The 26,736-nt window shown below is 70.5% G+C and carries 28 protein-coding genes; 14 read left to right on the top strand and 14 right to left on the bottom strand.

Features of this window, described 5'->3' with window-relative positions; translation table 11 throughout:
• The first annotated feature begins 3 nt into the window (after positions 1 to 3).
• Entirely contained in the window at positions 4 to 834 is an 831-nt protein-coding gene (locus tag RTA_RS18770) for a uracil-DNA glycosylase (RefSeq protein WP_013903011.1), read from the top strand.
• Here the strand turns inward: RTA_RS18770 and RTA_RS18765 are convergent.
• Complete coding sequence (locus RTA_RS18765; protein ID WP_041675762.1) at positions 828 to 2,321, bottom strand: FAD-linked oxidase C-terminal domain-containing protein; 1,494 nt, start codon at positions 2,319 to 2,321, stop codon at positions 828 to 830. The genes RTA_RS18770 and RTA_RS18765 overlap by 7 nt on opposite strands.
• A 152-nt stretch (positions 2,322 to 2,473) precedes the next feature.
• On the opposite strand from RTA_RS18765, the gene RTA_RS18760 reads away from it, so the two are divergent.
• Positions 2,474 to 2,929, top strand: coding sequence for a PaaI family thioesterase (locus RTA_RS18760; protein ID WP_013903009.1), 456 nt, complete (start codon positions 2,474 to 2,476; stop codon positions 2,927 to 2,929).
• A 10-nt stretch (positions 2,930 to 2,939) separates the two neighbouring features.
• On the opposite strand, the gene RTA_RS18755 is transcribed toward RTA_RS18760, so the two are convergent.
• A complete protein-coding gene (locus RTA_RS18755; RefSeq protein WP_013903008.1) occupies positions 2,940 to 3,809 on the bottom strand; it encodes a LysR substrate-binding domain-containing protein in 870 nt (289 codons plus the stop codon).
• A gap of 100 nt (positions 3,810 to 3,909) precedes the next feature.
• On the opposite strand from RTA_RS18755, the gene RTA_RS18750 reads away from it, so the two are divergent.
• Complete coding sequence (locus RTA_RS18750; protein WP_143763009.1) at positions 3,910 to 4,617, top strand: BglII/BstYI family type II restriction endonuclease; 708 nt, start codon at positions 3,910 to 3,912, stop codon at positions 4,615 to 4,617.
• Here RTA_RS18750 and RTA_RS20480 read toward each other — a convergent pair.
• Positions 4,602 to 5,465: an MT-A70 family methyltransferase gene (locus tag RTA_RS20480; RefSeq protein ID WP_013903006.1), complete on the bottom strand. Its 864-nt coding sequence runs from the start codon at positions 5,463 to 5,465 to the stop codon at positions 4,602 to 4,604. The genes RTA_RS18750 and RTA_RS20480 overlap by 16 nt on opposite strands.
• A gap of 72 nt (positions 5,466 to 5,537) precedes the next feature.
• Positions 5,538 to 6,386, bottom strand: coding sequence for a formyltetrahydrofolate deformylase (gene purU, locus RTA_RS18745; protein WP_013903005.1), 849 nt, complete (start codon positions 6,384 to 6,386; stop codon positions 5,538 to 5,540).
• A 69-nt stretch (positions 6,387 to 6,455) separates the two neighbouring features.
• Here purU and RTA_RS18740 point away from each other — a divergent pair, with 69 nt between their 5' ends.
• The 3 genes from RTA_RS18740 to aptA are packed head-to-tail and all read left to right on the top strand — an operon-like array spanning position 6,456 to position 9,263.
• Positions 6,456 to 7,181 carry a DUF4197 domain-containing protein gene (locus RTA_RS18740; RefSeq protein WP_041676597.1) on the top strand — a complete coding sequence of 242 codons (726 nt, stop codon included), beginning with the start codon at positions 6,456 to 6,458 and terminating at the stop codon, positions 7,179 to 7,181.
• A gap of 8 nt (positions 7,182 to 7,189) precedes the next feature.
• Positions 7,190 to 7,873: a hypothetical protein gene (locus RTA_RS18735; protein WP_041675759.1), complete on the top strand. Its 684-nt coding sequence runs from the start codon at positions 7,190 to 7,192 to the stop codon at positions 7,871 to 7,873.
• A 58-nt stretch (positions 7,874 to 7,931) separates the two neighbouring features.
• A complete protein-coding gene (gene aptA / locus RTA_RS18730; protein WP_013903002.1) occupies positions 7,932 to 9,263 on the top strand; it encodes an omega-aminotransferase AptA in 1,332 nt (443 codons plus the stop codon).
• 19 nt (positions 9,264 to 9,282) lie between these two features.
• Here aptA and RTA_RS18725 read toward each other — a convergent pair whose 3' ends face one another.
• The gene (locus tag RTA_RS18725; protein WP_013903001.1) at positions 9,283 to 10,041 is read right to left on the bottom strand and encodes a ChaN family lipoprotein; all 759 of its coding nucleotides are present in this window, start codon (positions 10,039 to 10,041) and stop codon (positions 9,283 to 9,285) included.
• Positions 10,042 to 10,087: 46 nt separating this feature from the next.
• On the opposite strand from RTA_RS18725, the gene RTA_RS18720 reads away from it, so the two are divergent.
• Positions 10,088 to 11,140, top strand: a complete 1,053-nt coding sequence (locus RTA_RS18720) for an AbrB family transcriptional regulator (RefSeq protein ID WP_013903000.1) — start codon at positions 10,088 to 10,090, stop codon at positions 11,138 to 11,140.
• 85 nt (positions 11,141 to 11,225) lie between these two features.
• Here the strand turns inward: RTA_RS18720 and RTA_RS18715 are convergent, their stop codons facing one another.
• From RTA_RS18715 to RTA_RS18705, 3 genes are all read right to left on the bottom strand, one after another.
• Complete coding sequence (locus tag RTA_RS18715) at positions 11,226 to 11,498, bottom strand: BTH_I0359 family protein (RefSeq protein ID WP_013902999.1); 273 nt, start codon at positions 11,496 to 11,498, stop codon at positions 11,226 to 11,228.
• A gap of 109 nt (positions 11,499 to 11,607) precedes the next feature.
• The gene (locus tag RTA_RS18710; protein ID WP_013902998.1) at positions 11,608 to 12,627 is read right to left on the bottom strand and encodes a DUF3108 domain-containing protein; all 1,020 of its coding nucleotides are present in this window, start codon (positions 12,625 to 12,627) and stop codon (positions 11,608 to 11,610) included.
• Positions 12,624 to 13,400, bottom strand: coding sequence for an IclR family transcriptional regulator (locus RTA_RS18705; RefSeq protein ID WP_013902997.1), 777 nt, complete (start codon positions 13,398 to 13,400; stop codon positions 12,624 to 12,626). The genes RTA_RS18710 and RTA_RS18705 overlap by 4 nt, the downstream gene beginning before the upstream one ends.
• A gap of 96 nt (positions 13,401 to 13,496) precedes the next feature.
• On the opposite strand from RTA_RS18705, the gene RTA_RS18700 reads away from it, so the two are divergent.
• A complete protein-coding gene (locus tag RTA_RS18700; protein WP_013902996.1) occupies positions 13,497 to 14,510 on the top strand; it encodes a fumarylacetoacetate hydrolase family protein in 1,014 nt (337 codons plus the stop codon).
• A gap of 3 nt (positions 14,511 to 14,513) precedes the next feature.
• Here the strand turns inward: RTA_RS18700 and RTA_RS18695 are convergent, their stop codons facing one another.
• On the bottom strand, positions 14,514 to 15,677 hold the full coding sequence (locus RTA_RS18695) for a toxin-antitoxin system YwqK family antitoxin (RefSeq protein WP_013902995.1): 1,164 nt from the start codon (positions 15,675 to 15,677) through the stop codon (positions 14,514 to 14,516).
• 42 nt (positions 15,678 to 15,719) lie between these two features.
• Positions 15,720 to 16,316: a fasciclin domain-containing protein gene (locus RTA_RS18690; RefSeq protein ID WP_013902994.1), complete on the bottom strand. Its 597-nt coding sequence runs from the start codon at positions 16,314 to 16,316 to the stop codon at positions 15,720 to 15,722.
• Between the two features lie 161 nt (positions 16,317 to 16,477).
• Here RTA_RS18690 and RTA_RS18685 point away from each other — a divergent pair, with 161 nt between their 5' ends.
• The gene (locus RTA_RS18685) at positions 16,478 to 17,650 is read left to right on the top strand and encodes an MFS transporter (protein WP_013902993.1); all 1,173 of its coding nucleotides are present in this window, start codon (positions 16,478 to 16,480) and stop codon (positions 17,648 to 17,650) included.
• A gap of 24 nt (positions 17,651 to 17,674) precedes the next feature.
• Here the strand turns inward: RTA_RS18685 and otsA are convergent, their stop codons facing one another.
• The 4 genes from otsA to RTA_RS18665 form a co-directional block, all read right to left on the bottom strand.
• Positions 17,675 to 19,093, bottom strand: a complete 1,419-nt coding sequence (otsA, locus tag RTA_RS18680) for an alpha,alpha-trehalose-phosphate synthase (UDP-forming) (RefSeq protein ID WP_013902992.1) — start codon at positions 19,091 to 19,093, stop codon at positions 17,675 to 17,677.
• A 7-nt stretch (positions 19,094 to 19,100) separates the two neighbouring features.
• Entirely contained in the window at positions 19,101 to 20,897 is a 1,797-nt protein-coding gene (locus RTA_RS18675) for a glycoside hydrolase family 15 protein (RefSeq protein WP_013902991.1), read from the bottom strand.
• A 58-nt stretch (positions 20,898 to 20,955) separates the two neighbouring features.
• On the bottom strand, positions 20,956 to 21,699 hold the full coding sequence (otsB, locus tag RTA_RS18670; RefSeq protein ID WP_041675758.1) for a trehalose-phosphatase: 744 nt from the start codon (positions 21,697 to 21,699) through the stop codon (positions 20,956 to 20,958).
• A gap of 71 nt (positions 21,700 to 21,770) precedes the next feature.
• Positions 21,771 to 22,187, bottom strand: a complete 417-nt coding sequence (locus tag RTA_RS18665) for a VOC family protein (protein ID WP_013902989.1) — start codon at positions 22,185 to 22,187, stop codon at positions 21,771 to 21,773.
• A gap of 34 nt (positions 22,188 to 22,221) precedes the next feature.
• On the opposite strand from RTA_RS18665, the gene RTA_RS18660 reads away from it, so the two are divergent.
• The 5 genes from RTA_RS18660 to RTA_RS18640 all read left to right on the top strand — a co-directional run bounded on the left by RTA_RS18660 (position 22,222) and on the right by RTA_RS18640 (position 26,717).
• The gene (locus tag RTA_RS18660) at positions 22,222 to 23,016 is read left to right on the top strand and encodes an enoyl-CoA hydratase/isomerase family protein (protein WP_013902988.1); all 795 of its coding nucleotides are present in this window, start codon (positions 22,222 to 22,224) and stop codon (positions 23,014 to 23,016) included.
• A 114-nt stretch (positions 23,017 to 23,130) separates the two neighbouring features.
• Complete coding sequence (locus RTA_RS18655) at positions 23,131 to 25,176, top strand: TonB-dependent receptor (protein WP_013902987.1); 2,046 nt, start codon at positions 23,131 to 23,133, stop codon at positions 25,174 to 25,176.
• 23 nt (positions 25,177 to 25,199) lie between these two features.
• Positions 25,200 to 25,556 (top strand): hypothetical protein, encoded by a 357-nt coding sequence (locus RTA_RS18650; RefSeq protein WP_013902986.1) that lies wholly within the window; start codon positions 25,200 to 25,202, stop codon positions 25,554 to 25,556.
• 89 nt (positions 25,557 to 25,645) lie between these two features.
• Positions 25,646 to 26,206, top strand: a complete 561-nt coding sequence (locus RTA_RS18645) for a YcnI family copper-binding membrane protein (protein WP_013902985.1) — start codon at positions 25,646 to 25,648, stop codon at positions 26,204 to 26,206.
• A 13-nt stretch (positions 26,207 to 26,219) separates the two neighbouring features.
• Positions 26,220 to 26,717, top strand: coding sequence for a copper chaperone PCu(A)C (locus RTA_RS18640; protein WP_013902984.1), 498 nt, complete (start codon positions 26,220 to 26,222; stop codon positions 26,715 to 26,717).
• The last annotated feature ends 19 nt before the right edge of the window (positions 26,718 to 26,736 follow it).

Raw genomic sequence — 26,736 nt, 5'->3', positions numbered from 1 at the left:
CGCATGACCTTGCAGCTCGACGCGCGCCAGCGCGCCATGCTGGCCGAATTCGGCGTGCGGCTGTTCGAGCCGCCGGCAACCCCCCCGCCGCGGCCAGCCGTTGCGCCTGTGGTGGCGCCGGCCGTGCGGTCCGCTGCCCCGGCCGAGGTGCGGTTCGACCTGGAAACCGAGCAAATCGTCCCCGATCCCGCCCCGGCCCTGCAGCCGGGCGGCGTGGCCGAGATGGACTGGGACGCCCTGGCCGGAACGGTTGCCGGCTGCCGGGCCTGCAAGCTGTGCCAGAGCCGGCGCAACACCGTGTTCGGCGTGGGCGACCGGCAGGCCGACTGGCTGATCGTGGGCGAGGCGCCCGGCGAGAACGAGGACCTGCAGGGCGAGCCCTTCGTCGGCCAGGCCGGCAAGCTGCTGGACAACATGCTGCGCGCCATCGGCCTGTCCCGCCGCGGCGCGCCGGGCGAGGAGGGAGATGGCGCGGGCGGCAACGTCTACATCGCCAACGTGCTCAAGTGCCGCCCGCCCGGCAACCGCAACCCCGAACCCGACGAGGTGGCGCAGTGCGAGCCCTTCCTGCGCCGCCAGGTCGAGCTGCTGCAGCCCAAAATCATCCTGGCCATGGGCCGCTTCGCCGTGCAGTCGCTGCTGGGCACGCAGGAGCCCATCGGCAAGCTGCGCGGCCGGCCCCACCAGTACCACGGCGTCCCGGTGGTCGTGACCTACCACCCGGCCTACCTGCTGCGCAACCTGCCGGACAAGGCCAAGGCCTGGGCCGACCTGTGCCTGGCACTGGAGCTGATGGCGCAACAGCCCGCCGGCCGGGCGGCGGCTGCTCAGTAGCGCGGCAGTTCCGGGTGCGCGATGCGCCCGGCGCGCACCAGCATCTTGCCGTACTCGGCGCAGCGGTTCAGGGTGGGGATCACCTTGCCGGGATTGAGCAGCCCCCGGGGATCGAAGGCACGCTTGACGCCGAACATCTGCTCGCGCTCCTCGGGGCTGAACTGCACGCACATGGAGTTGAGCTTCTCCACGCCCACGCCGTGCTCGCCCGTTACCGTGCCGCCCATGGCCACGCTGGTCTCCAGGATGTCGGCGCCGAACAGCTCGCAGCGATGCAGCTGGTCCGGGTCGTTGGCGTCGAACAGGATCAGCGGGTGCAGGTTGCCGTCACCGGCATGGAACACGTTGGCGCAGCGCAGGCCGTACTTCTTCTCCATGGCCTGGATCGCCAGCAGGATGTCGGCCAGCCGCTTGCGCGGGATGGTCGAGTCCATGCACATGTAGTCGGGGCTGATGCGGCCCGAGGCGGGGAAGGCGTTCTTGCGCCCGCTCCAGAAACGCAGCCGCTCGGACTCGTCGCGGCTGACGGCGATGGCGATGGCGCCGGCGGCGCGCAGCACCTCGCTCATGCGGCCGATCTCTTCTTCCACCTCCTCGGGCGTGCCGTCGCTCTCGCACAGCAGGATGGCCTCGGCCGCGAGGTCGTAGCCGGCGTGGACGAAGTCCTCGACGGCGGCCGTCATGGGCTTGTCCATCATCTCCAGCCCCGCCGGGATGATGCCGGCGGCGATCACCGCGGCCACCGCGTCGCCGGCCTTGCGCAGGTCGTCGAAGCTGGCCATGATGCAGCGCGCCAGCAGGGGCTTGGGCACCAGCTTCACCGTCACCTCGGTCGTCACGGCCAGCATGCCCTCGCTGCCCACCAGCACCGACAGCAGGTCGTAGCCCGGCACGTCCAGCGCCTCGCCGCCGAACTCCACCGGCTCGCCTTCCACCGTGAAGCCGCGCACCTTGAGCACGTTGTGCAGCGTCAGCCCGTACTTGAGGCAGTGCACGCCGCCGGAGTTCTCGGCCACGTTGCCGCCGATGGTGCAGGCGATCTGGCTGGACGGGTCCGGCGCGTAGTACAGGCCGTGCGGCGCGGCCGCCTCGCTGATCGCCAGGTTGCGCACGCCGCACTGCACCCGCGCCGTGCGGCTGGCCGGATCGACGGCCAGGATGCGGTTGAACCTGGCCAGCGACAGCGTCACGCCCAGCGCATGCGGCATGGCGCCGCCGGACAGCCCGGTGCCCGCGCCGCGCGCCACCACCGGCACGGCCAGGGCATGGCAGGCCTGCAGCACGGCCTGCACCTGGGCCTCGGTCTCGGGCAGCGCCACCACCAGCGGCCGCTGGCGGTAGGCGGTCAGGCCGTCGCATTCGTAGGGCGTGGTGTCTTCGGCGTTCCACAGCAGGGCGCCGTGCGGCAGCACGGCCTGCAACGCGGCCACCACCTGGGCCTGGCGTTCGGCGCGCTGGGCGAGCTCGGGAGCGAGGGGGGCGTTCATGGCGGCAAGGGTAGCCGGTTGCGGCGGCGGCCGCCTGAAGATTCTTCAATGCGCCGCTCAATGCGGTTCATGCGCAGCAGGCTGTCGCTGCGGCGACCGCGCCGTCGGGACCGGGGGATCACAGTGTGGAGGCTTGCTTCAGGAGTGCTGCCATGAGCCTCGCGTTCCGGCTTCCCGACCTCCAGCCCGGCCTGCGCGCCGACCTGGCCCAGGCTCTCCACGCGATGCCGGTTTCCCGGCTGGTCGGCTTGCGGGTGCTGGGCTTTGCGCCGGAGGGCCTGTCGGCCGTCGAGCTGCCCATCGTGCCCGCCATCACTTTCGACGGCCGGGTGGTTCAGGGCGGCGTCGTGGGCCTGCTGGCCGACTACGCCGGCGTCAGCGCCGCCGCATCGACCCTGCCGGCGGGCTGGGCGGCGTCCACCACGGGTTACGAGGTGCACAACCTGGCGCCGGCCGCGGGCGAGCGGCTGATCGCCGTCGGCGAGGCGGTGCGGGTCGGCAAGAGCCACGCGGTGTCGACGGCGCGCGTCTGGGCCTTGGCCGGCGGGCAGGCCATGCTGGTGGCCATGGCCACCACCACCTGCCGGCCTTTCGAGCTGGGCCGCTAGCGGGCCGGCCTCAGGCCAGGCTCTTCTTCAGCCAGTCGGCGAACGCCTGGCATTCCCAGCGCTCCAGCGCGCCGGTGCGCCAGCACAGGTAATGGGCATGCGGGCTGGGCACGCTGCGCGCCGACACGCGCTCGAGCTGGCCGCTCTCCAGCCAGGGCTGGCCCAGCTTGAGCCGCACCAGCGCCACGCCCAGCCCCTGCGCGGCGGCGTCGCACATCAGGCCGATGTCGTTGAAGGACGAGCCCTCGGCCGGTTCGCCCGCGTCCACGCCATGCGCCAGGAACCAGGTGCGCCAGGGCTCCAGCGGGCTCTTGATCAGCTTGGCGCCCAGCAGCTCCCCGATGTCGTCGAACGGCCCGTTCTCGCGCAGGTAGGCCGGCGAGGCCAGCGGCGTGACCTCGTCGGTCATCAGGCAGACGTGCTCCACATCGGCATAGCGGCCGGTGCCGAAGCGGATCATCAGGTCGGCGTCCTCGGCCACCACGTCCAGCAGCGGGATGGAGACCTGCAGCGTCAGGTCGATCTCCGGATAGGCCTCGGTGAAGCCGCGCAGCCGCGGCATCAGGATGGAGCGCGAGAAGGTGGGCGTGACCGCCACCCGCAGCTTGCGCTTGCCCTGCGCGCCGCCCTGGCCGGGGAAACGCCCCAGGGCCGTGATGCCCTCGCGCACGTGCGCCAGGTACTCGCTGCCCTCGGTGGTGAGCGAGAAGTCGGCGCGGCCGAACAGCTTGGTGCCCAGCATCTGCTCCAGCTGCCGCACCCGGTGGCTGACGGCGCTGGGCGTGACGCACAGCTCGTCGGCCGCCTGCGTCACCGAGCGCAGCCGCGCCAGCGCCTCGAAGGTCAGCAGGCACTGGATGGGCGGGATGCGAGTAGTCATAGTCAGAGAGGTCGCTTGCGCTGTGTCATGTTTGCAAACGCTCGCGCGGGCTGAAAAGCGGCTTGGGATGAAACATCACGCTGCCCCCTAAACTAAAGCGATGTTTGAAACCAGTACTTTCGATGATCCACTCGTTCTCGCGTCGGAAATTAGGAGGCGCTGGGCTTTCTTGGAAACCAGTTCAGCGGCAGCCGTATTGCGCTCGGTGTGCCCCGCGGAGTGGGAAGACATCACTCACTTCCTGAAGACGTTCGAGCTTAACCCCGCGCACTGGCTGAAAGCAGGCGGAAACCGCGGCAGCATCGCCAAGGAAATCGACGAGATGTTCGGCGAGAGAGGGTGGCGCGAGGTCCGCGTGGACTTGCTGACGCAAGGCCTTCTCATAGGGAAGAACGGAGTGGTGCTTGATCGGCTACCCGAAGTCCGCCAGGAGGGGTACCTAGTCGACAACTTCAAGGGCCGAGTTGCACTGGACGTGGAGTGGAACGCCAAGGACGGCAACTTGGATCGCGACATGTCAGCTTATCGTGCTTGGCATGAGGCGGGCGTGATTTCGGCCGCCGTGCTGATCACGCAAGACAGAGTTGCACTGAAGGGTTTGGCGGAAGAAATATGGGCGTCGCATCAGGAAACGCTTGCGCCCGAGCAAAGAAGGAGCAAGTTACCTATCGACCTGGATACTTCCACGACGACCAACCTGGAGAAGGCCGCCTTACGTGTCAGGCGAGGTGTGATGGGTACGTGTCCGCTGCTTGTTATCGCCGCAACGCGCGACACGTGGAACGGTCAAACCTACTCGAGCACGTGAAACAAGTCGAGTTCAGGCACCGGTGCCCGGCCGCGCGGCCTCATGCTAGTGCCCGCCGCTTGTAACAGAGCTCTAACACGCTGAATCGAATACCCAGTCTCCTCGGCAAGTTGGCGTACGCTTTGGCCGGCCAAATACATGGTCCGAAGTCTTTCTCCGAGTACTTCAGCCCGACCGAGATCGATGTGCTCGTTGGGCAACAAGGGCGGAAGAATAGGTCCGCCTTCATAGCCTTTATGCACGAGGCCGCGAGGCACGACGTCATCTGACGACTCGTCGCCCCATACCGTCCAACCTGCCCGCTTATGACGGGCAAAGAGCTCGAGATAAGCTCCCGGTGAACAAGATTCAATAAGGTCATATTGCTCATCCGGCTTACGTGAGTGCTCTCGCTTGCGCGTCTCGATCATGTTGACTTGACTCCTCCCCGGAGCCAGTGTCCGCATCGAGCCGCGCACGCCGAACAGCAGCAGTTCCGTCACATTGCGGAAGTAGAAGCCAACTCCGCGTCCATCCGGACCACCATCGATGCGACGCTTTGCCCAAACGATGTTGCTCACATATCGGAAACCCCATGCGCTCATCACCTCGAGCCCGTCGGGGAGCAATGCATTTGGCACCCAGAGATAGAGGTGCGCGTTCACGGCAAGTGTCTTGCTGACCGGCAGTGCCTTAATTGCCTCAAGCGGCATTGTGGAATAGCGATCCAGACGCCGATGCTCTGGCGCAACCTTGCCAGTGCGGTTTGCAAATCGCCAAGGTGGGTCAGCCAGGACCGTGGAGAAGCCGCCGACGATGCGGGGTAATTGAGGGGGTGCAGTTTCAGGGCGGAGTGGACGCGCAACCATGCCGCAGAGTGTATGGCATAAAGATCTTAAAAAAGATCTTGCGGCTAGCTTTTTGTTAGTGACCTACGTCACTTAGCGGAAGATCACCGTCCTGTGCCCGTTCAGCAGCACGCGGTGCTCGCTGTGCCACTTCACGGCGCGGGCCAGCACCAGGCTCTCGGTGTCGCGGCCGATGGCGGTGAAGTCCTCCACCGTCTTGCTGTGGTCCACGCGCGCCACGTCCTGCTCGATGATGGGGCCCTCGTCCAGGTCGGCCGTCACGTAGTGCGCGGTGGCGCCGATCAGCTTCACCCCGCGGTCGTGCGCCTGGTAGTAGGGCTTGGCGCCCTTGAAGCTGGGCAGGAAGCTGTGGTGGATGTTGATGGCGCGGCCGGCCAGCCGGTGGCACATCCCGTCGGACAGGATCTGCATGTAGCGCGCCAGCACCACCAGCTCGGCCTGCTCGGATTCGATGATCTCGTACTGCCTGGCCTCGGCCTGCGCCTTGCCCGCCGCCGTCACCGGGATGTGGTGGAAGGGCACGTTGTAGCCGGCCGCCAGCTGGTAGAAATCGCGGTGGTTGGACACGATGGCCCGGATGTCCAGCGGCAACAGGCCGCTCTTCCAGCGGAACAGCAGGTCGTTCAGGCAATGGCCTTCCTTGCTGACCATGATCACCGCGCGCATGGGCTGCGCCGCGGCGTGCAGCCGCCAGCTCATCTTCAGCGGCTCGGCGAAGGGGCGCAGCTGCGAGCGCAGCTCTTCGTGCGCGAGCTGGCCGTAGGCGAAGCGCACCCGCATGAAGAACAGGCCGGTGCCGTGGTCGTTGTATTGCGCGGCCTCCTCGATGTTGCCGCCGCGCTCGTACAGGAAGCCCGAGACGGCATGCACGATGCCGGGCCGGTCGGGGCACGAGAGCGTCAGGATGTAGGCGGAAGACATAAGCCGGCGATTGTCGCAGGCGGGCCACGGCGTTTGCCTTGCGGATGGGCTGGCGGCATCATGGAACGCATGAACCGACGACAGTTCCTCGACCGCCACGCCGCCGGCGCCGCCCTTGCGCTGGCCCTGCTGCAGGCCGCCTCCCTGGCCCGGGCCCAGGACCTGCGCTCGATCGACCTGGCTTCCATCAGCGAATTCGACGCCTCGCGCGGCCTCAAGGCGGCCCTGGAGAACGGCGCCCTGGCGGCGGTGCGGCTGCTGGGCGTGCCCGACGGCTTCCTGGCCAACCCCCGCGTGCGCATCCCCCTGCCCGGCTGGCTGCAGGATGCCGCCGGGTTCCTGAGGGCCGTGGGCCAGCGCAGGAGGCTCGACGAGCTGGAGCTGGCGATGAACCGCGCCGCCGAATCGGCCGTGCCGCTGGCTCGGAACCTGCTGGTCGACGCCGTCCAGCGCATGTCGGTCGTCGACGCCAAGAACATCCTCACCGGCGGCGACACCTCGGTCACCCGGTTCTTCGCCGACAAGACGCGCGCGCCCCTGGCCGCCCAGTTCCTGCCGGTGGTGCAGCGCGCCACCGAGAAGGTGGGGCTGGCCGGGAAGTACAACCGCCTGGCCGCCCAGGCCCAGGGGCTGGGCCTGGTGAGGAACGAGGATCCCAGCATCCAGCATTACGTCACGCGCAAGTCGCTGGACGGGCTGTACCTGGTGATCGGCGAGGAGGAGCGCAAGCTGCGGCAGAACCCGGCCGCCGCCGGCAGCGCGCTGCTGAGCAAGGTGTTCGGCGCGCTGCGCTGACCAAGACGATGCAGCCTGCCGACGCCACCCTGCGGGCGCGCTTCGAGGACCGCCTGTTCGCCTGGGCGCGCGAGGAGTCCCGGTGCGAACTCGACTCGGACCTGGCCCGCCTGCGGGCGCTGCGGGGCCGCGGCGCGCAGGGCCTGGTCGCCCTGATGGACGAGACCGACGACGCCGGCTGCTGTGAGCTCGCGAGCGCCATGCTGCTGCGCTTCCATCCGGCTGCGGCCGCGCGGGCGGGTCTGGCGCTGACTCCTGCTCAGCTGGAGTTGTTCGAGGCAGCGAACCTGCGCCGCATGCACCTCGCCAGCCGCCTGCCCGATCCCAAAGGCAGCGGTGTCCGGCTGCCCGGGTTGCGCAGCCAGGTCCGGGAGGTGCTCGATCCGCTCCTGGGCAAACCGCTGGACATCGACGGTCAGCAGACCTGGCGCTACCGCACGCCGGTCGCCGGCGTCGTGCTCGTCACCCTCGTCGACCTGTCCGGCCGTTCCCGGCAGCTCGAATACGAGCACTGGGTCGAGGCCGCGCAGGGCGGCCTGCTGCGGCGCGGCGTCTCGCTGGCCAGCTGGCTGGGCGTGTCGAGTGCGACCCAGTGGGACCTGCTGATGCCGGAGCACGTGTCCGACGCCGTCGACCAGATGCACGCGCAGTGCCGCCATTTCATGCAGGCCCTGCCTCGTCTGGCCGACTGAAGGGCTACTGGCGCGGCCGCGATCGGCGCACAATGGTCGCTCGTTCCAAGGAGAGACCATGGCCTACAACGACTTCGACACGGGCAACCACTGGCTGCCCTTCACGCCGAACCGCCATTTCAAGAAGGAACCGCGCGTGTTCGTGGCGGCCGACGGCATGCACTTCACCACCCACGACGGCCGCCAGGTCGTCGACGGCATCTCCAGCCTGTGGTGCGTGGGCGCCGGCCACAACCGCAAGCCCATCAACGAGGCCATCAAGAAGCAGCTGGACACGCTGGACTACGCCACCGCGTTCAACGCCGCCAACGACCAGGCCTTCCTGGCGGCGCAGAAGATCGCCGCGATGGCGCCGGGCGACCTGAACAAGGTGCTGTTCTGCAACTCCGGCTCGGAAGCGGCGGACACCTCGATGAAGGTGGCGCTGGCCTACCACCGCGCCCGCGGCGAAGGGCATCGCAACATCTTCATCGGCCGCGAGCGCGGCTACCACGGCGTGGGCTTCGGCGGCATGAGCGTGGGCGGCATTCCCGCCAACCGCAAGGTGTACGGCACCGCGCTGCTGCCGCGGGTGGACCACATGCGCTTCATCCACGACCCGGCCAACGCCTACATCCACAACCAGGAGCCGGTGTCGCAGGAGGACTACCTGCTGGAGCTGGAGCAGCGCATCCTGCCGCTGCACTCCCCCGAGAATGTCGCCGCCATCATCGTCGAGCCGGTGGCGGGCTCGGCCGGCTGGTACCTGCCGCCCAAGGGCTACCTCAAGCGGCTGCGCGAGATCTGCGACAAGCACGGCATCCTGCTGATCTTCGACGAGGTGATCACCGGCTTCGGCCGCATGGGCACCAGCTTCGGCGCCGACTTCTACGGCGTGGTGCCGGACATGCTGAACTTCGCCAAGTGCGTCACCAACGGCGTGATCCCGCTGGGCGGCGTGATCTGCCGCGACAAGCTCTACGACACGATGATGAAGACCGACGCGCCGGAGCACGTCATCGAGTTCTTCCACGGCTACACCTACTCGGGCCATCCGGTGTCCTGCGCCGCGGCGATCGCCACGCTGGACCTGTACCAGAAGGAAGGCCTGTTCCCGCGCGCCGGCGAAATGGGCAAGGTGCTGGGCGACGCCTTCCATTCCACCTTCAAGGGCCTGCCCAACGTGGTGGGCATCCGCAGCCTGGGGCTGGCGGCGGCGGTGGAGCTGGCGCCGATCGCCGGCCTGCCGGGCAAGCGCGCCTACGACATCTACCTCGATTGCTTCCGCAAGGGCGCCCTGGTGCGCCCGGCCGGCGACGTGGTGGTGATCGCGCCGCCCTACGTCGTGGAGAAGTCGCACATCGACCAGCTGGTGAACACGCTGGCCGACTCGATCCGGCAGCACGCCTGAAAGGGACGGCGGCGCTGCTTCAGCGGCGCGGCGGCATCTGCTCGCGCAGCTGCGCGCAGTAGTCGCGCGCCGGCTGGCCCGGATCGGCGGGCCAGCGGATGGCGCGCCAGCGCAGCGCGGACGGCAGGTGCCGCGGCACGCCCAGCTGCTCGTCCACGTGGCCGCTGCCCGCCAGCAGCACCACGGTCCGGCCGGGACGCGCGGCCTGCGCCAGCGTGCGCGCCATCGCGATGTCGCGCGCGATCTGGATCCGCGCCATGGGCGCGATCTGCGCCTGCGGCAGCAGGCCGCAATGGCCGTCGCGGATCGCCTGGCGCTGGGCGGCCAGCTCGGCCTCGGGCAGGCGGCCGTCCAGACCCGCGTCGACCATGGCGCCGCGCATGTCCTTGCGCGGCAGGTTGGCGCCCAGCACGGGCACGCCGGCGCGCACCGCGGCCATGACGGCCGGGCCGTAGGCCTGCCAAGGCCAGCCTTCGTCGTTCCAGCGCAGCGCCTCGCGCACCGCGGCTTCGGAGGCGTCGCGCTGCAGGCCGGCGGTGGAGCGCCCGACCTCGGCCATTTCCAGTGCCAGGGCGGCCAGCCGGCCCTGGGCCGCCAGCCCGGCCACCGTCTCGCGATGGCGCTCCTGGTGCGCCGCCACGTCGTGCTGCTCGCCCAGCAGCAGCACGTCGGCCGGCAACGCCTGCGCCACCGGCGGCGGCAGGGACGCGCAGGCCGCCGCGGCCAGCGGCAGGACCAGCACGGCGGCAAGACGGCGCAAGCTCAGGCTCAGGCTCATGCAACGATACTAAGCGCCGGCCGCGCCCCGCGCCCACTGCCTTCGAATGACCCGCAGTTTCCAGCTTCGCACCCTCGCCACCCTGGCCGCCGCCCTGGCCGCCGCGCTGCTGTGCAGCCGGCTGGGCGTCCCCCTGCCCTGGATGATCGGCCCGCTGCTGGCCACGGCCGCGGCCTCGATGCTGGGCGCGCCCACGCAGAGCTGGGACCCGCTGCGCAATGCCGGCCAGTGGCTGATCGGCACCGCGCTGGGGCTGTACTTCACGCCGCAGGTCACCGCGCTGGTGGCGCGGCTGTGGTGGGCGATCGCGCTGGGCATCGCCTGGGCCCTGGCCCTGGGCTGGCTGTTCGGCCGCTGGCTGCACCGCGACCTGGCGCGTCGCCTGCCCGAGAGCGAACCGGTGCGGCGCGCCACCAGCTATTTCGCCGGGGCGGTGGGCGGCGCCTCGGAGATGACGCTGCTGGCCGAGCGCGAAGGCGCTCGCACCGACCTGGTGGCGGCCGCGCACAGCCTGCGCCTGCTGGTGGTGACCGTGGCCATCCCCTTCGCCTTCAGCTTCAGCGGCGTGCACGGCCTGGACCCGGGCGCGGCGGCGCGCCGGTTCGATCCGGGCGGGCTGGCGCTGCTGGCCGGCGCCACCGGGACCGGCGCCCTGCTGATGTCGCGCACGCGCTGGGCCAATCCCTGGTTCATGGGCGCGCTGCTGGTGGCCATGGCCTTCGCCATGACGGGCCTGGAGCTGTCGGCGCTGCCGGCCTGGGCCACCAATGCCGCGCAGCTGGTGATCGGCGTCAGCCTGGGGGTGCGCTTTCGCGCCGAGTTCGTCCACACGGCGCCGCGCTGGCTGGCTTCGGTGGCGCTGGGGTCGGGGGTGATGATCGTGCTGTCGGCCGGCTTCGCGCTGCTGCTGGCGCGGCTGACCGGCCTGCACCCGGCCACGCTGGTGCTGGGCACCGCGCCCGGCGGCATCGCCGAGATGGCGATCACCGCCAAGGTGCTGCAAATGGGGGTGCCGGTGGTGACGGCCTTCCAGGTGTGCCGGCTGGTCGCGGTCCTGGTGCTGGTCGGGCCGCTGTACCGGTTAACGCGAGGTTCTTGAGCGCCGCCGGGCCGTCCCAAGGCGCGAAGGCCCCCTCGGGGGGCAGCGCAGTACACGCAGTGACAAGCGTGGGGGCACTGATTCTTCAGTGCATGACCAGCGGGTTCTGGGCCAGTTCGGCGTAGCCGTCCAGGGTTTCTTCCACTTCCTCCTGGGTGGGGGTGTTCAGCTGCCAGGCGTTGATCTGCCGCTGGAACGCGTCGGCCCAGCTGCCGTCCAGGTAGACCTCGCGGTTGGTCCGCTTGTCGACGATCTCGAAGCCGTGGCGCGCGATGCGCGGCTCGGGTTCACCCTCGGCGGGTGCATTGGCCTGCATGTGCACGACGACGAACGAGTCGGAGTCATAGAGCATTTGCATGGTGTAGTGTCCTTCTAGCCACGTCAGTTAGCAACGTTCGAGCCGGTTTCAAGGTGGACCGGCCGCGAGCGCGAGCCTCCCATGTCTTGCAGGGTAGGGATGCCCTGCCTCAGCCTTTGTCGGTTCGCAGCCACTGCAGGTCCAGCCATTCGCCATTCGCGGGTGTCAGACGCAGGCGCACGGGGGCGTAAGCCTGCCCGGGGGCCAGCCACAGCTGGATGTGCAGGTCCCATTCGTGCCGCGGCGGGCGCACCAGCCGCCAGGCGCGCAGCGTCCCGCCGGGCAGCTGCAGGTCCTCCTCGGCTTCGACCTGGAAGCGCCAGACCGCGGCCTCGCGCGTGCCGGCCGTCTGCAGGGCCAGCACCTGGCCGGGGCGCAGGCGGCCCGGCGGCGCCGCGGCCAGCAGCCCCCCGAGCTGCATCAGCACGCTCAGCCGGTCCTGCGCGCCGGGCAGCAGGCCGGCGCCCGGCCGGTTGGTGCTGAACACCAGGCGCCCGGCGCCGCGGTCGAAGTGGGCCGCCTGCTCGCTGCGCACCCGGTCGGCGAAGCGCTCCGGCGCCAGCCCCTGGGCGGTGACGGCACCGCTGCTGCGCTGGTGGCGCGGCGGCGCCCCGGGTGCCGCGATGTCCAGCGCGGCTTCGTAGCGCCGGCCGTCGTGCCGCCAGTCCAGCTGCGCGCTGCCCACCGCGTCCGGCTGGCGGGCCGTGTTCACCTGGTAATGCAGCCGCATGGGGTCGGCGATGCTTGCCAGGTCCCAGCCGCCGGGACCGGCCGCGCCACCGATGTCCTCGGCCAGGGCAAGGGCGGCGGAAGCGGCCGGCGAGGGTGGAACGGGGGCGGTGGATGCGGCGGGTTTCGCGGATGGAGCAGGTGTGGCGGACACCGTCGATGGGACGGCGGTTCGCCTCGCCGTGCTGCGCGCCGGCTCCGGGGCCGCGGCCGGCCGGGGATCCGCTGCCGGCGGTGGCGCCGCTGGTTCGATGTGGCGGAACCTGAAGCTGGAGCCGCCGGCAGTCGACGCCGGCACCGGCCGGGCCGCCGACAGACCCTCCAGCACCGCCAGGTGCAGCGCCAGCACCGACCCGGCCAGCAGCGCCATCGCGCGCCAGGGCCGGGCCCGGCGATTCATCCGCGATGCCCCAGATCGCGCGACAGCTGCGCCGCCGCCTCGCGCAGCGGCGCCTCCACCGTGCCGCCCCAGTCCGGGTCGAAGGTGCCGGTGGGGCCCAGGGCCACCAGCCCCAGCACCATGTGGCCGTCGGAGTCGAACACCGGCGCGCAAAAGCCCACGATGCCGGGCAGCAGCACGTCGACCACCCGCGCCATGCCGCGCGCGCGCACCTGGTCCAGCATCTCGTGCGCCTGCGCCATCGAGGTGGGCACGTCGGTGCGGCCCTGCTTCTGGGCGCGCGCGATCTCCTCCTGCAGCCGGGAAGCGATCGCCTCCTGGGGCGCGTAGGCGGCGAAGCAGCGGCCGGTGGCCGAGGACAGCAGCGGCATCACGTCGCCCAGGCGCAGGTTCACGGTGACCGCGGAAGGCGACTCCTCCCAGTGCACGATGGTGGGGCCCTGGTTGCCCCACACCGCCAGCGCCAGGGTGTGGCCGATGCGCTCCATCAGGCCGGCGACCCGTTCGCGCGCCAGCTTGACGGCATCCAGCCGGGACAGCGAGGCCAGGCCCAGCTTCAGCGCCGCCGGGCCCAGGTCGTAGCGCGTGCTGCCGGCGTCCTGCACCACCAGCTGCAGCCGCTGGAAACTCACCAGGTAGCGGTGCGCCTTGGCCGCGCTCATGCCGGCGGCGGCGGCCAGGTCGCGCAGCATCAGAGGACCGGGCGCCTGGGCCAGCACCTGCAGCAGGGCGAAGCCCACCTCCACCGACTGGATGCCCGCCCGCTCCTTCACTGCCGTCCTGTAGAATTTCGATTAGTTAAATTCATTTCACTAAGCGTAACGCGCGCCGGTGCTTCCGGTGCACCGTCTTCGGAAAGAACAAGCCGCATGAAGCTCGCAACCTACAAGGACGGATCGCGCGACGGCCAGCTGGTGGTCGTCTCCCGCGACCTCGGCACGGCCCATTATGCGACCGGCATCGCGGCCAGGCTGCAGCAGGTGCTGGACGACTGGAACTTCCTGTCGCCCCAGCTGCAGGACCTGTACGAGACGCTGAACCAGGGCAAGGCCCGCCATGCCTTCCCCTTCGATCCGGCGCAGTGCATGGCGCCGCTGCCGCGTGCCTACCAGTGGGCCGACGGCTCGGCCTACATCAACCACGTGGAGCTGGTGCGCCGCGCGCGCAACAGCGAGGTGCCCGAGACCTTCTACACCGACCCGCTGATGTACCAGGGCGGCAGCGACGACTTCCTGGGGCCCTGCGACGACGTGGTGGTCCCCAAGGAGGAGTTCGGCATCGACTTCGAGGCCGAGATCGCGGTGGTCACCGGCGACGTGCCCATGGGCGCCACGCCGGAGCAGGCGCTGGAGGGGGTGCGCCTGCTGATGCTGGCCAACGACGTGAGCCTGCGCAACCTGATCCCGGCCGAGCTGGCCAAGGGCTTCGGCTTCTTCCAGAGCAAGCCGGCCACCGCCTTCAGCCCGGTGGCGGTGACGCTGGACGAGGTGGGCGACGCCTGGCAGGGCGGCCGGCTGCACCTGACGCTGCAGTCCAGCTGGAACGGCCGCAAGGTCGGCCTGTGCGAGGCCGGCCCGGAGATGACCTTCCACTTCGGCCAGCTGATCGCCCACATCTGCAAGACGCGCAACGTGCGCGCCGGCAGCATCGTCGGCTCGGGCACCGTCAGCAACAAGGGCGAGGAGCGCAACGGCCGCATGGAATGGCCCAAGGGCTACAGCTGCATCGCCGAGAAGCGCGCCATCGAGACCATCCAGGACGGCAAGCCCTCGACCGAGTTCATGAAGTTCGGCGACACCATCCGCATCGAGATGAAGGGCAGGGACGGCCAGAGCCTCTTCGGCGCGATCGAGCAGAAGATCGCGCCGCCGGCGAAGGCGTAGCGCCTAGCGCGCGAACGCCCGCCGCGAGCCGTCCTCGAACACCTCGTCGTCGCGCACCAGCTGGCCGGCCGCGTCCCAGGCACGCTCGCGCGAGAGCCGGCCCTGGCCGTCGTAGACCGATTCGGCCGCCAGCCGCCCCTGCTCGTCGAAGCGCTGGTGGCTGCCCGCGGGAAGGCTGCGCCCGCGCGCCAGCTGCTCGTAGCTGCCGCGGCTTTCGATCACGCCGCTGTCGTGGAACTGGCTCACGGTGCGCAGCACGCGGGCGCCTTCGCGCCGCCACTCGGTGCTGCTGCGCGGCTGGCCGTTCAGGTAGAAGCTGCGCTCGCTGGCCGGCTCGCCGCTTTGCCAGCGCTGCTCGCGCACCAGGCTGCCGCGCTCCGAGAACTCCTGCTCCAGCTCCTTGACCGCGCCGCGCTCGCCCGCGACCCAGGCGGTCTCGCGGCGCTTCACGCCCTCGGGCGAGAACCGGCGCTCGGTGCGGCGGCCGCCTTCCAGCTCCTCGACCACGCTGGGCTGGCCGTTGGCGTGCAGCGACTCGGCGCGTACCGCCTGGCCACCCGCGTAGCGCAGCCGGTGCCGCACCCGCCCATCGCCGCCGTGCAGCTCGACCTGCGAAGGCGCGGCGCCGCCGAAGCCGCACAGCGCGGCATCGTCCACGGCCGGCGCCAGCAGCGGCCGGCTGCCGCAGCGGATGTCGTACAGCTTGCCGCCCGCCAGGAACTCCGCGAAGGCCTGTTCGCCCGCGGGCGGCGCGTGGAAGCCGGCGCGGCGCAGGCTGCCGTCCGGGTGGAAGCTGCGCGCCAGGCCGCTCTCGCGGCCGTCCTCGTAGCTGGATTCGCGCAGCACCTGACCGGCGGGCCCGAACTCGCGCGCCGGGCCGTGCTTGTTGCCGCGCGCGTTGAGCGAGTGCTCCTGCTGCAGGCGGCCCTTGTCGTAGAAGCGCACCCGCCCGACGAAGGCGCCGTCCCGCAGCTCCTGTTCGCGCTGCAGCAGGCCCGAGTCGGCGTCGCGGCAGCGCAGCCAGCCGGTCTTGCCGCGGGTGCTGCTGCCGATGGCGGTATCGACGGGCGTGCCGTCGACTTCGCAGGCCTGCAGGGCCCAGGCCGGCGCCGCGGCGCCGGTCGAGAGGAGAAGGGCGCACGCGGCGCGACGCATGATGAGCTTCATGCGTCGAGTCTAAAACCGGGCCGCGGGGCCCGGCCTGCGCCATCAACCCGGCAGCAACACCTTGTTGACCACGTGGATCACGCCGTTGGACTGGTAGACGTCGGCGATGGTCACGGTGGCCGCGCCGCCCTTGTCGTCGGTGATCAGCACGTTGGGGCCGCTCATGGTGGCCGTCAGCGTGCCGCCGCTGGCCGTCTTGAGCATGGCCTTGCCGCCGCCGGCCTGGATCTGCCGCGCCAGCGCCGCCGCGTCGACGCGCCCGGGCACCACGTGGTAGGTCAGCACCTTGGTCAGGGTGGCCTTGTTCTCCGGCTTGAGCAGCGTGTCCACGGTGCCGGCCGGCAGCGCGGAGAACGCCGCGTTGGTCGGCGCGAACACGGTGAACGGGCCGGGCGACTTCAGCGTGTCCACCAGTCCGGCGGCCTTGACGGCGGCGACCAGCGTGGTGTGGTCCTTGGAGTTGACCGCGTTGTCGACGATGTCCTTGCTGGGGAACATGGGCGCGCCGCCCACCATCTTGGTGTTGGCGGAGGCAGATGCCGAGGCGCCCATGCCCGCGCCGGAGCCGCTGTTGTTCATGCCGCTGGCGCACGCGCCCAGCAGCGAGGCCGCGCAGGCGGCGATCAGAATCTTCTTCATTGGGGATGCTCCTGTTTGTGGATGACAGGGACCGCTGTCCCTGCTGCAGTCCTTTACGGACGGCCGCCGGCTTTGGATGTCTTTGTCCCCGCGCGCCGGTCGGCTTCTGGCCTTGCCCCGGGCAAAATGCTGGCTGGTCAGACTGATGTGGATGGCATCCCATGCCCAGTAACTTGACGTCGCCTGACGAGGTCCGCTGGCTCGATGTCGTGGTGATCTCGCTGCTGGTGGCGTTGTTCGCGGGCGCCGTGGGGGGCACCCCGGTCTTGATGGGTGTCCTGCTCAAGCAGCACCGATACAGCTCCGCATTCGTGGGCCTGTCCGCGGGCATGACGCCGCTGGGCCTGATCGTCGGCGCCTTCGCCGTGCCTTTGCTGACGCGCCGGGTCAGCGCGTTTGCGTTGGCCACCGGTTGCGCCCTGGGCGGAGCGCTCCTCCTCCTCTTGATGGCCCAGTGGGAGGATCCCCGCGTTTGGCTGCTGGCGCGCCTGCTGTGGGGGATGGCCATCGCCGGGTTCTACATCGTCAGCAAGGCCTGGATCGCCTGCCTGACACCCGCGGCGCAGCGCGGGAAGGTGATCGGCATCTTCACCACGTTCCTCGCGGCGGGCTTCTCCTGCGGCCCCCTGCTGCTGTCGCTGGTGGACTTCTCCAGCGATGCAGGGCTGGGCCTGCTCTCGGGCCTGCTGGTCCTCTCCTGCATCGGCCTGGTGATGTGGCGTCGTCGCGTGCCGCCTTTCAAAAAGGAAGAGAGCGTCTCGGTCCTGCGGTTTCTTCCCCTTGCGCCGATCCTGGTCGCATCAACGGCCCTGTTCGGCCTGTTTGACCACGCCACCCTGGCGTTTCTTCCGGCCTATGGCGTGGACCAAGGCGTGGCCCTGCGCGAGATGGGAGTCGCAGTCGCCGTTCTGAACATCGGCAATGTGGTTTTGCAGGTGCCGATCGGATGGCTGGCCGACCGGTATCCGCGCAAGTGGGTGCTCGCGGGCTGCGCGGCTCTCACCGCAGCCGGCGCGGCGTGCCTGGGCGCCGTCGCCCCAACACCGCTGTTCATGCCGTTCCTGTTCGTCTGGGGCGCCTTAGCCTACGGCGTATCCACCGTCGCAACGGCTTTGCTGGGCGATCATTTCAGAGGCGGGGCTCTCCTGGCGGGAAGCGCCGCCCTCACGATGGGAAGCGGCGTGGGTGGCGTCGTTGGCCCACCCGTCATCGGCCTTGGGATGGATGTGTTCGGAGCGGCCTTCTTCCCCGCTGCCATCTCGGTCGGTTTCGCGATGCTGGCCGTGCTCGCGGCCGTGCATGGCGGTGTGCGGCCGGGATCCAGGCCGTCGTGACATCCATCGGCTGCCCAGCCCGCATCAAAGCCGCAGCCAGGGCGTGCCGGATTCCTCGGCCTGTGCCGTGCGCAGGGTGTCCAGGAAGGTGTCGCACCACCAGTGCACGTCGAAGCGCTTGCAGTTGGCCAGCAGGGCCTGGTGGCGCTGGCGCCGCTCCTCCAGCGGCATCTGCAGCGCCACCTGGATGGCGCCCGCCGTGCCTTCCTTGTCATAGGGGTTGACCAGCAGGGCCTCCTTCAGCTGCTCGGCCGCGCCGGCGAAACGCGACAGCACCAGCACCCCCGGGTCCTCCGGGTCCTGCGCCGCAACGAACTCCTTGGCCACCAGGTTCATGCCGTCGCGCAGCGGCGTGACCAGGGCCACCCGGCTGGCCCGGTACAGGCCGGGCAGGCGGGCGCGCGCCACCGTGCGGTGCATGTAGCGCACCGGCATCCAGTCCAGCTCGCCGAAGTTGCCGTTGATGGAGCCGCACAGGCTCTCCAGCTCGTGCAGGATGTCGCTGTAGGCGCTGACGTCCTCGCGGCTGGGCGAGGCGATCTGGATCAGGGTGGCGCTCTTGTGCGTCTCCGGGTACTTCTGCAGCAGCTCGCGGAAGGCCTTGAGCCGGTGCGGCAGGCCCTTGGAATAGTCCAGCCGGTCCACGCCCACCAGCAGCTTGCGCCGCGAGTACTCGCGCCTCATGCGCTCGTACATCTCGCGCGCCTCGGGCGCCTGCGTGACGGCGGCGAACTCGTCGACGTCGATGCCGATGGGGTAAGCGCCGGCATGCACCGTGCGGTTGAACACCCGCCAGCGTCCGCCGCCGACGTCCTGCGCGCCCGCCTCCGACTGGATGTAGCGGCAGAAGTGCTGGTGGTCGGCCTCGCTCTGGAAGCCCACCAGGTCGTACGAGCACAGGCCTCGCACCAGCCAGTCGTGGCCGGGGATGGCCGCCAGGATCAGCGGCGGCGGCAGCGGGATGTGCAGGAAATAGCCGATGCGCTGCTGGCAGCCCAGGGCGCGCAGCTCGGCGGCCAGCGGGATCAGGTGGTAGTCGTGCACCCAGATCACGTCGTCCGGCTGCAGCAGCGGCGCGAGCTTGCGCGCGAACAGCTGGTTGACCCGCCGGTAGCCGCCGATGTAGCCGGCGTCGAAGTCGGCCAGGTCCAGCCGGTAGTGGAACACCGGCCACAGCACGCCGTTGGAGTAGCCCACGTAGTAGGCGTCGTAGTCCTCGCGGGCCAGGTCCACCGTCACCAGCTTCACCGCTCCGGCCTGCTGGGTGTGCACCTCGCCCTCGCCGGCCTTGCCGCCGGCCGACGGCTCGATCACCTTGCCGCTCCAGCCGAACCACATGCCGCCGGTGTTGTTCAGCACCTCGGCCAGCGCGACCGCCAGGCCGCCGGCCGCCGTCTTGCGCGGGTCGGCGATGCGGTTGGAGACGACGACCAGGCGCGGCATGGCGGCGCTAGATGACGGTGTCCCAGGACGCCGACAAGCGCACCGCGGCGTTGATCAGGCCGACCATGGAATAGGTCTGGGGGAAGTTGCCCCACATCTCGCTACTCTCGGCATGCGTGTCTTCGGACAGCAGGCCCAGCGGGTTGCGGCTCTTGAGCATGACCTCGAAGATCTCGCGCGCCTCCTTCTTGCGGCCGATGCGCGCCAGCGCGTCGATGCGCCAGAAGGTGCAGATGTTGAACGCGGTCTCGGGCTTGCCGAAGTCGTCGGCCGCCTCGTAGCGGCGCATGTACGGCCCGTCGCACAGCGTCTTCTCCAGCGCGGCGATGGTGGCCAGGAAGCGCGGGTCGTTCGGGTCGATCATGTTGACCTCGGCCATCAGCAGCACGCTGGCGTCCAGGTCGCGGCCGCCGAAGCTTTCGGCGAAGGCCTGGCGCTCCTCGCTCCAGGACTCGCGCAGGATGCGCTCGCGCATCGCGTCCGCGCGCTCGCGCCAGTAGCGCTGCCGCTGCGGCAGCGCGAGCGTGGCGGCGATCTTGGCCAGCCGGTCGCAGGCGGCCCAGCTCATGAGGGCCGACGAGGTGTGCACGCGCGCGCGGGTGCGCAGCTCCCACATGCCGGCGTCGGGCGTGTCGTAGATGCGGAAGGCCTGTTCGCCCACCGCCTCCATGTAGCCGAACTCGGTGCGGCCGGCGCGGCGGAACAGGCGCTGGTCGTGGAAGGCCTGGGCCGCGCCCAGCACGATGTTGCCGTACACGTCGTGCTGGAAGTGCTCGGCGGCCTGGTTGCCCACGCGCACCGGCCCCATGCCGCGGTAGCCCGGCAGGTGCGTCAGGATGGACTCCGGCAGCGCCTTTTCCATGCCGATGCCGTACAGCGGCTGGATGTGGCCGCCGCGCGAGCTGACGATCACGTTGTTCAGCCAGCGCAGGTAGTCCTCCATGGTGGCCACCTCGCTGATGCTGTTGAGGGCACGCACCACGAAGAAGGCGTCGCGCAGCCAGCAGTAGCGGTAGTCCCAGTTGCGGCCGCTGTCGGCCGCCTCGGGGATGCTGGTGGTCATGGCGGCCACGATGGCGCCCGTGTCCTCGAACAGCGACAGCTTGAGCGTGATGGCGGCGCGGATCACCGCCTCCTGCCACTCCAGCGGCAGCGACAGCGCGCGGGTCCAGGCCCGCCAGTAGGCCACGGTCTCCTGCTCGAAGCCGCGCGCCGTGTCCTCGATGCCGGTCAGCAGCGTCTCGTCCGGGCCCAGGATGAAGTTCATCGGCCGGTCGGCCACGAAGAAGGACTCGGACAGGAGGTACGACAGCGGCGTGTCGCTGTTGAGCCGCAGCGTGGTGTGCGCGCCGACGTAGCGGATGTGGGTGCTGCCCTGGGTGGTCTGGGGCTTCTGCCGGCCCCAGTCGAAGCGCGGCCGCAGCAGCACCCGCATGCGCGGCGAGCCGCCCAGCACCTTGACGCGCCGCACCAGCGTGAGCGGGCGGAAGGTGCGGCCGCGGTTGACGAAGCGCGGCGCGAAGTCGGTGATCTCTATGCCCTGGCCCTGCCGGTCGTACAGGCGGGTGTGCAGCACCGCGGTGTTGGGCTCGTAGAACTGCTCGCTGCGCTCGAAGTCCTCCAGCTCGATGGTCCAGAAGGCGCCGTTCTCGCTCGGGTCGAGCAGGCTGTTGAACACCGGGTCGCCGTCGAAGCGCGGCAGGCAACACCAGACGATGCCGCCGCGCGCGTCCACCAGCGCGCTGTAGGCGCAGTTGCCGATCACGCCCAGGTCGAGCGAGGGCTTCAGCCGCCCGGCGGTCATCGGGAAACCTCCGCCCTGTGGGCTGCGGTGCCATGAGCCTTCGGAACGGCCGTGCGGCTCATGACCCGGCCTTTCGCATCTGCGCGCACACGGCGCGCTCCATCTCCTCGCGCATCACGGCCGGATTGGCCATGCGCTGCCAGGCGACGCTGGCGCCTTCGCCCACCTTGACGCCCAGCCCCCCCAGCCGCTGCACCGTGGAAAAGCCCACCTCGTCGGTGATGTCGTCGCCGATGAACACCGGCGTGCGGCCCAGGAAGGGAGGCTCCTGCAGGAACTCCTCGATCGCCCGGCCCTTGCTGGCGCCGCCCGGCTTGGCCTCCACCACCATCTTGCCGCGCAGCAGGGTCAGGCCCGGCGACTGGTCCACCGCCTCCTGCAGCGCCTGCACGCAGCGCGATTCGAGCTCCGGCGCCTGCCGGTAATGCAGCGCGACCGAACCGCGCTTGAGCTCCAGGCGCAGCCGCGGATGCTGGCCCACCAGGGCACGGGCGGCGTCCTCCACCTGCCGCAGCGGCGGCGTGGCCAGCAGCAGCAGCTCGCCGTCGGCGCGGCGGCGCTCGGCGCCGTGCACGCCGGCGGCGGGCAGGCGCAGCGGCGTGAGGAATTCATCGATCTGCGCGATCGGCCGGCCGCTGATCACGGCCACGGCCCCCTCCAGGTAGCCGTGCAGGGTCTGAAGGGTGTCGATCAGCCCGGCCGGCACGACCACGGCCTCGGGCTGGGGGGCGATGTCCACCAGCGTGCCGTCGAAGTCCAGGAACAGGGCGCAGGACGGACACAGGAGGTCTGCGAAAGTCATGGGCAACGACCGTAACAAACCCGGGCCGCCGGCGCCAGCGTCTCGGGTCAACAGCGTTTGTAGGACCTGGCCTACTGGCGCGCGTAGAGGCCGTCCATCGAGGCCAAGCCCTTCACCTCGATCGGGTTGCCGCTGGGGTCGCAGAAGAACATGGTCCACTGTTCGCCCGGCTGGCCGGGATAGCGCAGCTGGGGCTCCATCACGAACTCGGTGCCGGCCTGGCGCAGCCGGTCGGCCAGCTGACGCCACTCGGGCAGCGCCAGCACCAGGCCGAAGTGCGGCATGGGCACCAGCTGGTCGCCCACCCGGCCGGTGCGGGTGGTCTTGAACGGCTCGCCCAGGTGCAGCGAGATCTGGTGGCCGAAGAAGTCGTAGTCGACCCAGGTGTCGGTGCTGCGGCCTTCGGCGCAGCCCATCACGCCGCCGTAGAAGCGGCGCGCCGCGGCCAGGTCGGTCACGTGGAAGGCGAGGTGGAATAAGCTAGCCATCCCCCGATTACACCCAAAACCAGGAGACCGGCGCATGGACTACGGCCGCTACCAGACCCTGCACATCAGCCGCCGCGGGCCCGGGGGCGCGGTGCTGGACATCCAGATGCGGGCGGCCAACGGCAAGCTGCCCACGGCCGGCCACGACGGCCACCGCGAGCTGGCGGAGATCTGGCGCGACGTCTCGCAGGATGAGGGCGTGCGCGCGGCCGTGCTGCGCGGCGAGGGCCAGGGCTTCTCGGGCGGCGGCGACCTGGGGCTGGTGCAGGACATGGCGGCCGATTTCGAGACCCGCACCCGGGTCTGGAAGGAGGCGCGCGAGCTGGTCTACAACGTGATCAACTGCGACAAGCCCATCGTCAGCGCGCTGCACGGCCCGGCGGTGGGCGCGGGCCTGGTGGCCGGCCTGCTGGCCGACATCTCGGTGGCGGCCCGTAGCGCGAAGATCGTGGACGGCCACACCCGCCTGGGCGTGGCCGCCGGCGACCATGCGGCCATCGTCTGGCCGCTGCTGTGCGGCATGGCCAAGGCCAAGTACTACCTGCTGCTGTGCGAGCCGGTGAGCGGCGAGGAGGCCGAGCGCATCGGCCTGGTGTCGCTGGCGGTGGAGGAGGCCGAGCTGCTGCCGCGCGCCTACGCCATTGCCGACAGGCTGGCGGCCGGCTCGCAGACCGCGATCCGCTGGACCAAGTACGCGCTCAACAACTGGCTGCGCCAGGCCGGCCCGGTCTTCGACACCTCGCTGGCGCTGGAATTCATGGGCTTCGGCGGGCCGGACGTGCACGAAGGCCTGGCGTCGCTGCGCGAGCGGCGCGCGCCGCGGTTCTGAACGGCTCCTGTCGGGGCGGCGCCACAAGAACCATCCTGCGGCGCGGGGGCTTGGCCGCGCGCGCAAGGGCTGTTCCTATGATCGCAATCTCATCCTTTTTTCTTGGGAACCCCCGTGACCGTCTTCCGCCTCGGCGCGCTCGCCGCCGCCGCCCTGTCCCTGGCTGCGCCCGTGCGCGCCCAGGATGCCGGGACGCTCAAGCCCGTGACGGTGCAGGGCTCGCGCACCAGCCAGCTGGAGACGGCCGAGACCGCCAACACCGGCGTGGTGACACAGGAGCAGCTCGACGCCCGCACCGTCTACCGGCCCGGTGAACTGCTGGAGACCACGCCCGGCCTGGTGGTCAGCCAGCACAGCGGCGAGGGCAAGGCCAACCAGTTCTACCTGCGCGGCTTCAACCTGGACCACGGCACCGACCTGCGCACCACCATCGACGGCATGCTGGTCAACCAGCGCAGCCACGCGCACGGCCAGGGCTGGACCGACCTGAACTTCCTGATCCCCGAGCTGGCCACGCTGCTGGAGTACCGCAAGGGCCCGTTCTACGCGGCCGAGGGCGACTTCGCCTCGGCCGGCGCCGTGCACATCACCTATGCCGACCGGCTGGAGCGGGGCATCGCCAGCGTGGGCCTGGGCCAGTACGGCTGGCGGCGCACCCTGCTGGCGGATTCGCCCAAGCTCGGCGACGGCCACCTGCTGTACGCACTGGAGCTGTTCCACAACGACGGCCCCTGGGTGGTGGAGGACGACTACCGCAAGGTCAACGCCGTGCTGCGCTACAGCCAGGGCAGCTCGGCCAACGGCTTCAACCTCACCGGCATGGCCTACCGCGGCCGCTGGCATGCGACCGACCAGCTCCCGCTGCGCGAGGTGCAGGCCGGCCGGCTGGACCGCTTCGACGCGATCGACCAGACCGACGGCGGCCGCGCCGAGCGCTACAGCCTGTCGGGCGGCTGGCAGCGCACCACCGCCGCGGGCGCCACCAAGGTCAACGCCTACGCGGTGGCCAACCGGCTGCAGCTGTTCTCCAACTTCACCTACTTCCTCAACGACCCGGTCAATGGCGACCAGTTCGCCCAGCCCGACCGGCGCACCACCACCGGCCTGAACGCCAGCCATACCTGGGCCACGCCGTTTATGGGCCGCGAGTCCGAAACGACCGTGGGCCTGCAACTGCAGAACGACAACATCTACAACGGCCTGTACACCACCGTCGCGCGCCAGCGGCTGGCCACGGTGCGCGAGGACCACATCGTCGAGAGCAGCGCCGGCCTGTACCTGGAGAACGCCACCCGCTGGCTGCCCTGGCTGCGCACCGTGGCCGGCGTGCGCGCCGACGCCTTCCGCTTCGACGTGCGCAGCGACCGGCCGGAGAACGGCGGCCGCGCCGACGCCCGCCAGTTCAGCCCCAAGCTGAACCTGATCTTCGGGCCCTGGGCCAAGACCGAGTTCTACGCCGGCGCGGGACGGGGCTTCCACAGCAACGACGCGCGCGGCACCACCATCACCACCGACCCGGCCACCGGGCTGCCGGCCGACCGCGTGACGCCGCTGGCGCGCTCCACCGGCTACGAACTGGGCGTGCGCAGCGAGCTGGTCCCCGGCCTGCAGTCCAGCTTCTCGGTCTACCGGCTGGAACTGGCTTCCGAGCTGGTGTTCGTGGGCGATGCCGGCACCACGGAGGCCGGGCGGCCCAGCCGCCGGGTGGGCTTCGAGTTCTCCAACTACTACAAGCCCAACCGCTGGCTGACGCTGGACGCCGACCTGGCCTTCGCGCGGGCGCGCTTCCGGGGCAGCGACCCGGCCGGCAACCGCATCCCCGGCGCGGTCGAGGGCGTCGCGTCCATCGCGGCGGCGGTGGACAACGTCGGCCCCTGGTTCGGCGCGCTGCAGCTGCGCTACTTCGGCCCGCGCCCGCTGATCGAGGACAACAGCGTGCGCTCCGGCAGCACGGCCACGCTCAACGGCCGCATCGGCTACAAGCTCAGCCCCAGCACCCGCATCGAGCTGGAGGGCTACAACCTGACCGACCGGCAGGTCTCGGCCATCGACTACTACTACGAGTCCCAGCTGCCGGGCGAAGCCGGGCCGGTGGCCGACATCCACTTCCACCCGATCGAGTCGCGCAGCTTCCGCCTGGTGCTGGTCCATCGGTTCTGACCGGACCCGCCCATAATCGCGCCATGCACGCCCTGCGCAACGCCCGCCGCCTCGCCCGCCTGGTGCTGGCGTGGTTCGCGCTGTCGCTGGGCGCGGCCCTGGCCTCGCCGGTGGTGCAGCCGCAGGGTGTCGAGCTGGTCTGCGCCGGCGGCGTGATGAAGCTGATGACAGTCGATGAGGGCGGCCCTGCAGGCGCCAGCCAGGCACTGGACTGCCCGCTGTGCACGCCGGCAGGCGCGCCCCCCGCGCCCGCGCCCGTGGCGGCCGCCATGCCGCTGCCGCTGGGCCACGCGCTCCAGCCCATTCCCGCCGCGCGCATCGCCGCGCTCACCGCGGCGCCGTTGCCGGCCCGAGGGCCACCCGTTCCGCTCCTGGCCTGATTCCGGTCTGCGCCGCCTGCCGGCGTGCCCGGACTTTCCCCATGAACCGGCGGCGGACGGCCCATGCCGTCGCCACCCCAGGAGCCCCGATGACGAATCCCTTTCGCCCCAATCTTGTTGCGGCCGCGCTGCTGGCGGCTGCCTTCTTGACGGCCCTGCCCGCATCCGCCCACGTGGCGCTGGAATGGCAGGCCGCCACTGCCGGCAGCCACTACAAGGCCAGCTTCAGGATCACGCACGGCTGCGGCAGCTCGCCAACCCGCCAGGTCACGGTCGAGATCCCTGCCGGCGTGCGCGGCGCCCGACCCATGCCCAAGCCGGGCTGGACGCTGGAGATCGTGCGTGACAAGCTGGCCCAGCCCGAGACCTACCATGGCCGCGCGGTGACCGACGATGTGGTGCGTGTGACCTGGACGGCCAATGGCCCCCAGGACATGCTGTCTGCCGACCACTTCGACGAGTTCGTGCTGGCCGCGCGCATGCCGCAGCAGGCCGGCGCGATCTGGTGGCCGGTGCGCCAGGTCTGCCAGGAAGGCCGCCACGACTGGGTCGAGGTGCCGCGGCCCGGCCAGCCGGCCTCGGCGCTGAAGTCCCCCGCCGTGATGCTGGACATCCTGCCCGCCGCCGGCGCGGGCGCGCACAAGCACTGACACTGGAGCCCCCATGACCATCCGACACATGCTTCTCGGCCTCTCCTTCGCCCTCGCCGCGGGCGCCGCCTCCGCCGCCGGCGACATCGTCCAGGTCGACGGCGCCTGGGCCCGCACCAGCGTGCAGGGCCAGCGCGGCAGCGGCGCCTTCATGCGCCTGACCGCCCGCGAACCGCTCACGCTGGTGGGCGCCAGTTCGCCCGCCGCCGGCGTGACCGAGGTGCACGAGATGAAGCTGGAGGGCGACGTGATGCGCATGCGTGCCATCCCGGCGCTGGAATTGCCGGCGGGCCGGCCGGTCGAGCTCAGGCCGGGCGGCTACCACCTGATGCTGCTGGACCTGAAGGCGCCGCTGCAGCAGGGCACCACCGTGCCCATCAGCCTGGTGTTCCGCGACGCCAAGGGCGCCGAGCGCAAGCTGGACCTGCAGGTGCCGGTCAGCGCCCGCGCGCCATCGCCCGCCGGCGGCATGCGCCTGCTGGAGCCTGAATCTCACAAGCACAAGCACTGAGACCCGCGGCTCCAGGGCC

Source organism: Ramlibacter tataouinensis TTB310 (assembly GCF_000215705.1).
Taxonomy (GTDB): Bacteria; Pseudomonadota; Gammaproteobacteria; order Burkholderiales; family Burkholderiaceae_C; genus Ramlibacter; species Ramlibacter tataouinensis.
This window is presented reverse-complemented; position numbering and strand designations above follow the sequence as displayed.